At 37.8% G+C, this 13,520-nt stretch carries 9 protein-coding genes; 6 read left to right on the plus strand and 3 right to left on the minus strand.

Annotated features, from left to right (window positions below):
* Positions 1-31 precede the first annotated feature (31 nt).
* From tal to xylB, 3 genes are all read right to left on the minus strand, one after another.
* Positions 32-982: a transaldolase gene (tal, locus tag BCU84_RS06535; RefSeq protein WP_198589543.1), complete on the minus strand. Its 951-nt coding sequence runs from the start codon at positions 980-982 to the stop codon at positions 32-34.
* Positions 983-1,019: 37 nt separating this feature from the next.
* Complete coding sequence (gene xylA / locus BCU84_RS06540; protein ID WP_102527279.1) at positions 1,020-2,339, minus strand: xylose isomerase; 1,320 nt, start codon at positions 2,337-2,339, stop codon at positions 1,020-1,022.
* A 73-nt stretch (positions 2,340-2,412) separates the two neighbouring features.
* Entirely contained in the window at positions 2,413-3,873 is a 1,461-nt protein-coding gene (gene xylB, locus BCU84_RS06545; protein ID WP_102527280.1) for a xylulokinase, read from the minus strand.
* Between the two features lie 207 nt (positions 3,874-4,080).
* Between xylB and BCU84_RS06550 the strand changes: the two genes are divergently transcribed.
* From BCU84_RS06550 to BCU84_RS06575, 6 genes are all read left to right on the plus strand, one after another.
* Positions 4,081-5,037, plus strand: a complete 957-nt coding sequence (locus BCU84_RS06550; protein ID WP_102527281.1) for a Gfo/Idh/MocA family oxidoreductase — start codon at positions 4,081-4,083, stop codon at positions 5,035-5,037.
* 257 nt (positions 5,038-5,294) lie between these two features.
* Positions 5,295-6,329, plus strand: a complete 1,035-nt coding sequence (locus tag BCU84_RS06555; RefSeq protein ID WP_102527282.1) for a LacI family DNA-binding transcriptional regulator — start codon at positions 5,295-5,297, stop codon at positions 6,327-6,329.
* Positions 6,330-6,694: 365 nt separating this feature from the next.
* Positions 6,695-7,411: an NUDIX domain-containing protein gene (locus BCU84_RS06560; protein ID WP_102527392.1), complete on the plus strand. Its 717-nt coding sequence runs from the start codon at positions 6,695-6,697 to the stop codon at positions 7,409-7,411.
* Positions 7,412-7,545: 134 nt separating this feature from the next.
* Positions 7,546-8,901, plus strand: a complete 1,356-nt coding sequence (locus tag BCU84_RS06565; RefSeq protein ID WP_102527283.1) for an MFS transporter — start codon at positions 7,546-7,548, stop codon at positions 8,899-8,901.
* A gap of 90 nt (positions 8,902-8,991) precedes the next feature.
* Entirely contained in the window at positions 8,992-10,059 is a 1,068-nt protein-coding gene (locus tag BCU84_RS06570) for a glycoside hydrolase family 43 protein (protein ID WP_241906370.1), read from the plus strand.
* Positions 10,060-10,432: 373 nt separating this feature from the next.
* Positions 10,433-13,405 (plus strand): TonB-dependent receptor, encoded by a 2,973-nt coding sequence (locus BCU84_RS06575; RefSeq protein ID WP_241906379.1) that lies wholly within the window; start codon positions 10,433-10,435, stop codon positions 13,403-13,405.
* Positions 13,406-13,520 lie beyond the last annotated feature (115 nt).

A 13,520-nucleotide genomic window follows, 5' to 3' on the forward strand; every position in this document is an offset into this window, starting at 1 on the left:
ATAATAACTTAAAATTCAGTTAACCTTTTGATTAACTTTCTGCTTTGCCAAGCTGTTGGATCATTTCAACTAAGATAGTCTGATCTTTAGCAAAATTACGGATCCCTTCTGATAATTTATCACAAGCCATTTCATCTTCGTTTAGCTGCCACGAGAATTGTTCAAAACTCAACGTTTTAAGTGCCTTAGGCTTAACTTTACTTATTTCTTTAGCATTTAATTTATGGACTAACTCACCTTGAGTATTGTTTAATACAGTCAGTAAACTAGGTGCGATAGTAAGTAAATCGCAACCGGCTAACGCTATAATTTCATCAATATTTCTGAAGCTTGCTGCCATAATTTCTGTTTGATAGTCATATGTTTTGTAATAGTCAAAAATAGCTTTGACAGACAATACGCCAGGATCTTCAAAAGCCTCAAATTGTTTACCCGATTGTTGTACATGCCAGTCTAAAATTCGTCCCACAAAGGGGGAAATTAAGGTGACTTTTGCTTCAGCACAGGCTATGGCTTGATTCATTGAAAAAAGCAAGGTGAGGTTACAATGAATACCCTGTTTTTCAAGCTCTTCAGCTGCCTTAATACCTTGCCATGTCGCGGCTAATTTAATTAGTACTCGGCTTTTATCTATGCCATTGGCGGCATATAAAGCAATTATCTTTTTTGCTTTCTCAATGCTTGCTACCGTGTCAAATGACAACCTAGCATCAATTTCACTGGATATACGTCCTGAAATACACTTTAAGATTTCACAGCCAAAATTAACGGTTAAATGATCACAAATATCATCGATGTTGTTTTTACCTTGAGATATCGATTTAATAACAAGGTATTGGTATTGTGGTAGTTTTGATGCTTGTAAGATCAGAGAAGGGTTAGTCGTTGCATCTATAGGTTTGTGAAGCTTAATCGCATCAATATCACCGCTATCAGCAACTACAGTTGTGATTTTTTTTAATTGTTCCAACATATTCATGATAAAAAAATCCCCCATTTATTAGATGGGGGAACAGTCCTTAGATATAACGATTGACGACGTTTTCGAGTAGTTCTTGTCGCCCTGAAGTCGATGTAGGATTGATATTTTGTTCATGAACGACTTTTGATAAGCTTTCTAAGCTATGTTGTCCATCAAAAATATCTTTACCTAGGCCTTTATTCCACCCTGCATAACGTTGCTCTACAAATGAAGATAACGGTGCATCTTCAATAAGTTGGGCTGCGTTGAGTAATGATTTAGCCATGGTATCCATACCGCCAATGTGGCCATGAAATAAATCGTCATTTTCACATGACTGACGACGAAGTTTTGTATCGAAATTTAACCCGCCAGTGGTAAAGCCACCTGATTTTAAAATTTCATACATGACTAACGTACACTCAGCTACGTCGTTCGGGTATTGGTCTGTATCCCAACCATTTTGCATATCGCCACGGTTAGCATCAATACTGCCCATAATGCCTTCAGCACATGCTACAGCTACTTCATGATGAAAACTATGACCAGCCAAAGTAGCGTGATTCGCTTCAATGTTGACTTTGATTTCATTCTGTAAACCGTGCTTGTGTAAGAAGCCTGCAACTGTTGCGGTGTCATAGTCATATTGATGCTTAGTCGGCTCCTGTGGCTTTGGCTCAATTAATAATGTGCCTTTAAAACCGATTTTATGTTTGTGTTCTACGACCATTTTTAAAAAGCGAGCATACTGTTCACTTTCTTGTTTTAAATTAGTATTAAGTAGTGAGTCATAACCTTCACGGCCGCCCCATAAAACATAGTTCTCGCCACCTAAACGGTGAGTGACTTCCATGGCATGTTTAACTTGTGCAGCGCCATAGGCAAAAACTTCAGGGTTCGGGTTTGTTGCACCACCGGCACAAAAACGTTTATTTGAAAATAAATTGGCTGTACCCCAAAGTAATTTAACCCCAGTGCGTTGCATTTCTTTTTCTAGTACATCAGCAATATGATTTACGTTAGCATGGCTTTCTTTTAACGTAGCTCCTTCAGGTGCTATGTCTGTATCATGAAAGCAAAAGTAAGGTACACCGAGTTTTTCAAAAAATTCAAAAGCGACTTTAGCTTTTTGTTCTGCTAATGCTAGTTGATCACCGACAGGTTGAATCCAAGGTCTATCAAAGGTGCCTTCACCAAATATATCAAAACCTGTAGAACAGAAGTTATGCCAGTAACATGCAGCAAAACGTAAATGTTCTTTCATTGTTTTACCCATTACTACGCGGTTTTCGTCGTAGTAACGAAATGCAAAAGGGTTTTTACTCGATTCGCCTTCGAATTTGATTTTTTCTACGTTCTTAAAAAATTGTTCGCTCATGATGACTCCATATTTTTTCGGTTAGTTTGTATATGATTTGTTTTAGATTTTTATCTTTTTTATAAGGTGCTAATTATATAAAGAGGTGTTTAGTGGCTTGATATAAACTTTTGAATTGTTGATATTGCGTGGCGTAATATCCCTGCATTTCAGGATTAGGTAATACAAGGTGTTTAAGTTTGCCAGAGGTACAGACTTTTTCTGTGGGACTTTGCTCAATGGCTATTCTTGCTAATCTAGCGGCACCATAGGCAGGGCCAACTTCGCCGCCTTCACGATAGGACAATGGACGGTTTAATACGCTAGCAAGAATATCTCCCCATAATCGGCTTTTTGAGCCACCACCGATAACCGTTATTTCTTCAATCGTTGCACCAGCATCTAATAAAACTTGTTGCCCATCGGCAAAAGCAAAGGCTACGCCTTCTAATACCGCTCGACCCATGGTGGCGGCATCAGTGTTATGGTCTAAACCAAAGAAAACCCCTTTAGCCGTCGGATTATTGTGAGGTGTACGCTCACCTGATAGATAGGGTAAAAACAATACTGAGTTTGGTTGGCTAAAATCACATTTAGCTATTTGAGCTAATAAAGCCGATTCGTTGTCGTAGCCCGTTAGTTTAGTCACCCAGTTCAAGCAACTTGCTGCACTTAATACCACAGACATTTGGTGCCATGTATTACTCAAGCAATGGCAAAATGTATGTACCGCATTATCCGGATTGGGTAAATATTGCTCATTTGCCACAAAATATACCCCAGAGGTGCCCAGTGATAAAAATGCTTGATTTGGTTTTATTACACCAATACCTATAGCTCCAGCCGCATTGTCACCTGCACCTGCGACAACAGGCACCGTGTTCATCCCCCATAAACTGGCGATGTTCGCGCTTAATGTTCCGGTAATGTCAGTGCCTTCATATAACAACGGCATTTGCTCAATCGTCATTGATGTTGCTGTTAACATTGCTTCAGACCAGCAACGGTTCTTTACGTCTAGCCAGAGTGTCCCGGAAGAATCAGACATGTCAGAGGCATAGTCTCCGGTCATTTGTAAACGTAAGAAGTCCTTAGGTAATAGAACCTTAGCAACTTTATTAAAGTTCTCTGGTTCATTCTCCTTTACCCATAATAATTTAGGAGCAGTGAAGCCTGGCATCGCGATGTTGCCAGTAATATCACGTGAATCAGGTTCAATTTCTTCTAAGGTTTTACATTGAAGTTGGCTACGGCCGTCATTCCACAATATCGCTGGACGAATAATTTGGTCATTGCTATCGAGTAGGGTGGCGCCATGCATCTGGCCTGACAAACCAATAGATTTAATTTTTTTGAGTAAATCAGCTTTGGTTAATTTGAGCTTAGCCATTGCTAAACAGGTCGCTTGCCACCATTGGTTCGGATCTTGTTCTGACCATTGTGATTGTGGTCGAGATATTGTTAGTGCTGAACTAGCTTGCGCTAACAACTGATCATCATTGTCTAAAATAATGACCTTTACACAAGAAGTTCCTAAGTCGATTCCAAGATACATAATTCAATCCGTTGTTATATTGTGTTACACTTTGTTAGCGCTAACATTAGCATTGAGTTTTAAATCTATCAAGGGTATTTTGTGTAATTAATGTTAACGTCTGTTGCTTGTTAATTATTGCTATAGCCAATTAACCTTGGTGATAACACAGTAATTGCAATGTAGTTTTTGGCAAAATATATCTTTAAACACAAAAGGGAATGAGAAATGACTCAACTAAATTGGGGTATTGTGAGTGCAGGAAGGATTGCAGGTTTATTTTGCCAGGACTTAGTGTTTTCAAAGAACAGCCATTTATATGCAGTAGCCGCAAGAAAGCAAGCTGACGCTAATGAATTTGCTAAACAATATAATGTTGAAAAATCCTACCAAGGCTACCAAACATTATTTGATGATCCCAAGGTGGATATTGTTTACGTCGCCACGCCTCACAATTTTCACTTTCAACAAGCCTTTGATGCCTTATCTGCAGGAAAACACGTACTGTGCGAAAAACCCATGACAGTCTCACATAAAGAATGTGAAATATTAGTCAGGTTAGCGAAAGATAAAGGTTTGCTAATAATGGAAGCATTATGGACCTATTTTTTACCAGCGATGCAAAAAGCTAGAGAGTGGTTAAATGATGGCCGCATTGGACAGCTTAAACATATTAAAGTTGATTTCGGTTATCCTGTGCCATTTAAATTAGATGGCCGAGAGTACAATTCTAATTTAGCGGGAGGGTGCTTATTAGATATGGGTATTTACCCGTTAGCTATTGCAGATTTCTTTCTTGAAGCAGATATCGATAACTTGTTTGTTAAAGCCAATTTCTGTGAAACCGGTGTTGAGGATGATGTCATTATCATAGGTAAAAGTGATGATGTGATGGTCAGCCTTGCGACATCCTTTCAATGTCGATTAAGTAATAATGCCTATCTTATCGGTGATGAAGGTTATATTTTAATTCCTGATGCCTTTAGAACTAAAGAGTGTCGTTTATTTCACCTTGATGAATTAGTTGAAAGTTTTACTGATAACAGGCAATCACTGGGCTATCATTTTGAAGCAGATGAAGCATGTCGAGTCATTGAAGAAGGGAAGTTAGAAAGTGCGGTTGTTAGCCATCAACATAGCTTATTATTTCAAAGCCAGCTGGCCAGTGTCAAAGCTCTTTTTTAGCGCTCTAATTTAGTTCTCATATTTATATAACTACTGATTGTCTTTAGAACGTTACTAGCAATTACGTAGAACGTGTAGCGTGAGTTTGATTTCATTATTTGAATATGGCTAATGGTCGTTTCTTAGGAAAGTACGTTTTTACATTTATGATTTTAAAAATGTTATTATTCAGAATGTAACGTATCAAAATAGCTGTCTATCTTCATACAGTTATTAACTGTTTAATTTCTCGATGTAGTTTTATTAGTAGGTAAGCAATGGTCAAAGTAAAAAAAGCCCGCATACAAGATGTAGCGCTAGAAGCGGGTGTGTCAATGATGACTGTATCAAGAGTGTTAAATCAAGATCCTAAAGTCAGTGATAGCACTCGCAGTAAAGTGCTAGCCGTTGCCGAACAGTTACAATATCGACCTAATGAATCTGCTCGTCGTTTAGCCAGTAATAAATCTTATTTAATTGGATTACTTTATGATAATCCTAGTGATGCCTATATAAGTCAGTTTTTGTTAAGCGCGTTAAAAAGTTGCCGAACTAAAGGGTTTCATTTAGTCGTTGATGAGGCGGATAAGAACATTGAAAAAACACTGCAATCTGTAAAAGATTTGATCAATGAAACCAAGGTCGATGGGATGATATTATTGCCGCCTGTGTGTGAGCAAAAAGAAATTATTGATTGCTTACAAGATGCTAATGTTCCATTTGTGAGAGTGGCTCCCGACAGTCAGTTAACCATCTCTCCGTATATTTGTATGGATGATTATCAAGCTGCGTTTGATTTAACTGAAATGCTTATTAAGCAAGGCCATAACAAAATTGGCCATATTATCGGTGATGCTAATCAAGGTGTTAGTCGCTTACGCTATCAGGGTTATTTAGATGCTTTACGCTCAAATAAAATCAACACGCCACCAGAATACATTGAACAAGGTTGCTTTACTTATCAATCTGGCATGGTTGCAGCGAAAAAAATGTTAGCTTTAAAAGACAAACCTAGTGCCATATTTGCTGCCAATGACGATATGGCGGCAGCGGTAATCTCAATTGCACAAAATCAAGGGATCAATGTCCCAAATGATTTATCCGTTGTCGGGTTTGATGATACAACCCTTGCAACGGTTGTATGGCCAAATATTACGACAGTAAGACAACCTATTGATGAAATGGCAAAGTTAGCTGTGAGTTTGTTTACTTCTAATAAGGTTAAAGATTTTACCGAGTTAAAAAGCAATCAATTACGTAATATTTTAGATTTTAAAATAATTCAAAGAGAGTCCAGTAAACCAATTGAATAAGCTTTTGTGGTAAAAAATTTTATACAATATAAGCAGGACTACAGTTTCGAGTTAGTCGCTGAATGAATATTTACAGATAAATATTCAATTTATTTTGTAAACACAAAGTGTCTGTTTATCAATTGGCCAAAACCGCAGCTATACAGACGCTTATCACACCAGGTATTTCTTCCTTTTTATTCAACTCTTCATCCTAAAAGCGATAAATGGATTCTGTAACAGTCATTTACAATTATGTTTTTGATGAGTAAAGTGATTATCAATTCTGTTGTGTTTAACTGTTAGAACATTTGGTAGTGGTGACTTAACTGCCGTGCGTCTTAATGTTTTATATCAAAGCTTGCTTTAATAATTGGAAACCTCCTGTGAATTTTATAAATGAAGTTATTGATGAAGAAACCATCCCAACTGATTGTATTAGTAACTTAACCGTCGATAATCTTATTTTTACCCTACATGAAGGCAAACTGAAAGTGTTGCTGGTTAAATATAATCAAGGGCTTGCAACAAATAAGTGGGGACTAGTAGGTCACTGGGTTCGTAGTAATGAAAACCTTGAAACGGCAGCATCTCGAGTTGTAAAAAATACTACAGGTGTTGAAAACTTGTACTTAGACCAACTTGGTGCATTTGGCGATGTTGACCGCTATCCTGCTAGACGCATTATTACCATTGCTTTTTATTCCTTAGTCCGTTTTGATGACACCAACTTAACTCATGGTGCTAATGCGATTGAGTGTGAATGGTTCGATGTTAGACAAGTACCAACACTGATGTTTGATCATGATAATATTTTAGCCAGTTGTTTAAATCATCTGAAATACAAAGTAAGGCATGAACCTATTGGTTTCAGTTTATTACCTGAAAAGTTCACTCTGTTACAACTGCAAGATTTATATGAATCTATATTGGGCGTAACGCTAGATAAACCCAACTTCCGCAGAAAAATATTAAAAATGGATTTACTCATCGACTGTAAAGAAAAGCAACGCAATGTAGCGCATCGTGCCGCTGCACTGTATCGGTTTGATGTGGAAGTCTATGAAAAATTAGCACAATTCGGTTATACATTCGAATACTAAAATCAAATTTAAAAATATCACAAAGACAGCATTCGCTGTCTTTTTTTACATCTCGCTAAAAGTTAATCAAAGTTGTTTACAATGTTAATGGTTTGATATAGTGTTTGTGACTATAACCTTTAGTTGGAACAGTAATGGACACTTTTATTAATAAACTCAGCATTAAAGAAAAGCTTGGATATGGCCTTGGGGACACTGCAAGTAATATCGTGTTTCAAATGGTCGCTAATTTCATGCTGATTTTTTATACCGATGTTTATGGCTTGTCGGCAGCTGCAGCTGGCACATTACTTCTATCAGTACGATTGTTTGATGGATTCACTGATCCAATTATGGGCGGAATCGCCGACAGAACCCGTACACGTTGGGGCTCATATAGACCTTACATTCTATTTTTAGCATTACCTTACGGTCTATTAGCCTGTTTAGCGTTTATAACCCCTGATTTTGATAGCACAGGCAAACTCATATATGCCTACGTTACTTATGGACTGTTAATGACATGTTACACCGCAATTAATATTCCTTATGGTGCATTAGGCGGAGTGATGGCGTCGGATCCTAAAGAACGTACATCATTACAATCATATCGATTTGCCATGGCAATGGCTGCATTAGTGGTTATCGTGTGGGCAATACCGCGTTTAGTTGAATATTTCGGTCAAGGCGAAGATGCTGTTGGTTATCCGCTAGCGATGATATTCATGGGCTCATTAGCTGCAGTTTGTTTTTTATTGTGTTTTGCAATGACAAAGGAAACATTAACCAACGAAACTGATAAACATGAACGCTCAACTCAGAGTATTTTTAAAGACTTTTTTCAGCTATTTAAAAATGACCAATGGCTGGTTATCGCGATTATTAGTCTTGCTACGTTGATCCTTATCGGAATTCGAGCATCTGTTGCACCGCACTATATTAAATATTACATCGGTGATGAGGACTTACTATCAAACTTCTTAACCTTGGCGGCAGTTGGTTCAGTCTTGGGGGCAATCTCGACTAACTTCCTCTCTAAATTCATTGAGAAAAAGATTCTGTTTCAAGTGGCTTTAGTGGTTGTGATCATTTCTCATTCATTATTTTACGTCATTGATAGTAATCAAATCGCACTTATATTTATGACTTATTTCATTGCTAACTTTGCACATATGATCATAACGCCCATCATGTTTTCTATGGTTGCTGACACTGTTGATTATGGTGTTGAGAAAATCGGTAAAAGACTAACTGCAATTACATTTTCTGGACATTTACTGGCAATTAAATTTGGTTTTGCAATTGGTGGGGCGTTAGCTGGTTGGATATTATCAGCTTATGATTATATTCCTAATCAAGTGCAAACAGATCATACACTATCAGGTATTTTACTTGCCTTCGCTGGTATACCTATTATTTGCACGGTTGTTTGTCTAGTTGTTATTAGTAAATATCGATTAACAGAATTAGAAGTTAAAAAGATTCAATTAAACCTGGCTGAAATTAAGTGAAGTTAAGAAACCTTATTCATAATAATTAAGGTTTAACTTACTTATGTGCTGGTGAATTAAACATATTATAAATATTTTTGAGGAATTGTTATGGCTTCTGCCGTAAATAAAAGGGAAATCATGATTAATAATGAAGTGAGTGATGCTGAAAGGAAGCAAGCGTTAGATATTAAAAAAGCCAATTCTTTTAAACAAAAGGATGAAGCATTAATTACTAGCATTTATACAGCAGATCCATCTGCTCATGTTTTCAATAATAAAATATATATTTATCCTTCTCATGATATTGAAACAGATAATGCTATTAATGATGATGGCGACCACTTTGCAATGCGTGATTATCATGTCTTGTCTATTGAGAATGACACAAATGAAGTTATTGATCATGGTGTCGCATTGAGTCTTGAGAATGTTAAGTGGGCTAGCAAACAACTTTGGGCGCCAGATGCAGCGCATAAAAATGGCACTTATTATTTCTATTTTCCCGCACGAGATTTAGAAGGGATTTTCAGAATAGGCGTTGCGACAAGTTTATCTCCAGCAGGGCCATTTATCGCTGAAGACAGTTACATCGAAGGATCTTTTAGTATCGACCCTGCTATTTTTGAAGATGATGATGGCAGTTATTACTTATATTTCGGTGGTTTATGGGGCGGTCAATTACAAAACTGGCATCAAGGACAATTTTCATCTAAAGATCAATATCCAGCTGATGATCAAGCCTCATTACCGGCAAAGATGGCGAAACTATCAGACGATATGTTGTCACTTGCCGAACCTGTGAAAGATATTGTGATCCTTGATGAAGATGGAAACGCCATTACAACTGAAGACAATGAACGCCGCTTTTTTGAAGCGTCATGGGTTCATAAATATAATGGTAAATACTATTTTTCATACTCAACAGGCGATACCCATAATATCGCATATGGTATTGGTGATAACCCTTATGGGCCTTTTGTTTACCAAGGAGTGATATTAAACCCAGTGTTAGGCTGGACAAATCATCATTCAATTGTATCCCATCAAGGCAAATGGTTTTTATTTTACCATGACTCCACTTTATCAAAGGGACAGACACATTTACGATGCGTTAAAAAAACAGAATTACTTCACGATGAAAATGGAAAGATAATCACAATAACGGCTTATGAATAAAGAAATCATAGTTTAGGTTGTGATTTTTATTTGTTTAAATAAGTAATAGTCAAAAGGACTAATAACTAATAACCAATTAGGTTTTAAGCCTAATAACGCAGAAAAGTTTACACATTTAATAAAGCAATAAATGAGCAGAGAATCGACAAACTATAGCTTTACATTGAATTTAACGATTTAATAACATACGAAATCGATTGCCGTCTTTGTTAGTACTCTTTATTGGATTTTTAAATCAAGAAATTAGTGACTTCTGGGGAAGTTACTAATTCAAAAAGGAGTCATTGCCATATTGGCAATAACGAAGCGAGGGGAGAGTGAAATGTTTAATAAAAAGATAATAACCACTTCAATTCTAGCAGCACTAGGTTCTATGGCTGCAACACAAAACAGTTTTGCTGATGAAGCAACTGATGAAGTAGAAGTGATTCAAGTTACAGGTATTCGTAGCAGTTTAGTCCGTTCAATGGATTTAAAGCGAGAAGCAAATGGCGTAGTCGATGCTATTTCTGCTGAAGATATCGGTAAATTCCCTGATACTAACTTAGCTGAATCATTACAACGTATCACTGGTGTTTCGATTGATCGTTCAAACGGTGAAGGGAGTACTGTCACTGTACGTGGTTTTGGGTCAGAGCAAAATTTAATTACTTTAAATGGTCGCCAACTACCGAACACTACAGGTAGCCGAACCTTTGATTTCGCAAATATAGCTGCAGAAAGTGTATCAGGTGTTGAAGTTTATAAAACTTCAGATGCCAGTGTTACTTCTGGCGGTATCGGTGCGACAATTAATTTAACCAGTTTTAAACCACTAAGCGCGCCTGGTTTAACAGCAACGATTTCAGGTAAAGCTGTTGATGATCAATCAACTGAGACTGGTGGTGTCACGCCTGAACTGAGTGGTTTATATTCACAGACTTTTGCTGATGACACATTCGGTATCGCTATATCGGGTAGTTATCAAGAACGCGAAAGTGGTATGAAACAATTCCTTCAAGATCAGGGGTATCGCGCAAGTGATTACACCAATACAGGTTGGGGTGGTGTTCCTGCTGGTGAAGCCGGTGGTTCAAACCGTCCAACATCTGGAATTTACTCAAACCCTCAACAGCCACGTTATGTTATTGAAGAACGTCAACGTGAACGTATTAATGGTCAATTAACGCTGCAATACCGTCCTATAGAAACGTTAACTATTACAGCGGATTACACGACTTTTAGAAATACTATCGAAGAGCAACACACTGATGCATCAGTTTGGTTTAACTATGCAGGTGATCGAAGTGAATCAGTATGGACTGGCGAGCCCAATGCTGTACCCCTTATTTACTCTGAAATTTATGACATTAATAGTCCTGCAGATTTGCGAGATACTTCATTAACAGTAGGTGCTTGGGGCCGTGAAGAAATCACAGATTCAATAGGGTTAAATATTGATTGGCAAGTAACTGAGGATCTAGTGTTAACACTGGATCATCACAGCTCTAAAGCCAATATGGAAGCAACTGATCCACGCCATGGTACGCGAAACAATGTTCAATTGCCTTCATATACTCGTACTCGTTCTGGTCTTGATTTAACAGGAAGCCTACCTGGTATTGCTATCGGTGATATTGAGAACTTTAATCCAAGTACCATGCGTTTATCGGGTAGTTGGTTTGCCAATGATAAATATACTTCAGAAATTGATCAAACTCAGTTGGATGGTAAGTATCATTTAAACAGTGATTTAAGTATCGATTTTGGTGTGTCAGTTAATACAGTCAATAACCGCTATCGCCATACCCAAGTACAACGTCCTGATTGGGGCGGAGTGGGTGAAGAAGGTGATTTCGAAGATATTAATTGGACTGAAGACACCATTTTAGACAAGTTTGATGACAGCACTGGCAATTTTGAAGGAACAGCGACTCAAAGTGATTATGATTTATTCAATCGTATTTTCTTTGCTGATTTTGACGAAATTATTAATGCTGCAGAATACGCAGATCCCGTAGCTAATGTTGATGGTTTATATGGTGACTGTCAGGCCGCATCAGGCGCAGCAGCTGGACCTAATGGTGAAGGCCAGTTCTGTGCTTCAACCCAGTGGGATGCTGATACTAACCGCTTTACCGAAGAAGAAACCACCGCTGCTTACATTCAAGCCAATTACTTAGGTGACATGTTTGATATGCCATTTAGTGTGCATGTTGGCTTACGTTACGAGCAAACAGATGTGGTATCAACAGCATCAGCACCAGGTTATAGCCGTGTTGAGTGGAATGAAGATACATCGACTTCAGTTACTGGGCAAACAGGTATTGAAACCTTAAGTCAAAGTGCAGATTATGATTTGTTCTTACCTAACATTAACTTCAATCTTGATGTAACTGACGAATTACGTGTCCGTGCTGCTGCGGGTAAGACGATTTCTCGTGCGGGTTATAACTCATTACTAGGTGGAACCACAATTAATACCGGCGGTAACTTAAGCGGTTATACCGGTAGTTCAGGTAACCCTGGTCTTGAGCCATTAGAGTCAATCAATTACGACTTATCGACAGAGTGGTATTACGATGAAGGAAGCTATGCATCTATCGGCTACTTCAAAAAAGACGTGTCGAACTGGATTAGTTATGGATCGAAACAATCTGATATTTTCAATTTGTCAGATCCACTTAATGGCGATAAATTTAATGCGGCAGTTACTGCTTTAGGTGCTAATGCGTCAAATGAACAAATTAGAACTTATATCTTTGAAAATTATGCAGATGATCCAAATGTAACACCAAATTTTGATGAAGATGGACTGCTAGATGGCGGTAGTATTGTTGGCGACCCATTAACAGATGAAGGTGTAGTATTTAACCTTAATGTCCCTGTGAATGGCGATACAGAACATACTATCGATGGTTTTGAATTCAACGTTCAACATCTATTTTGGGACTCAGGTTTTGGGGGGATAGCTAACTACACCATGGTTGATTCTGACCTGCAATATGATGATAGTTCGCTTGAAGATACTGAAGCATTGGTTGGCTTAAGTGATACCGCAAATTTAGTCTTGTTCTATGATAACTACGGTTTTCAAGCTCGTATAGCTTATAACTGGCGCGATCAATTCTTATCAGACAAAAGAGTTAACGGTGATTTAACTACGCCTATTTATACTGAAGAATATTATCAAATAGACTTTAATGTTAGTTATGATATTCCTGCTGTTGAGGGCCTAACCGTCTTTGCTGAAGGTATTAACATCACTGAAGAAGTCGTAAGAAAACATGGTCGTCAAAGCCAATTAGTGTTTGAAACAACACAAACTGGCGCAAGATATGGATTAGGGGTTCGCTATACGTTCTAGTAGCGAGCTGTAAATGATAGCGGCTGCCCCCAGTCGCTATCACCCTTTATCTAAATCTAGTACAAAAACTGAATTTAAAGCTAATCACAACTCGCTGTTAAATATGCATATTGTC

The organism is Shewanella sp. 10N.286.51.B7, assembly GCF_002873615.1.
GTDB lineage: Bacteria > Pseudomonadota > Gammaproteobacteria > Enterobacterales > Shewanellaceae > Shewanella > Shewanella electrodiphila.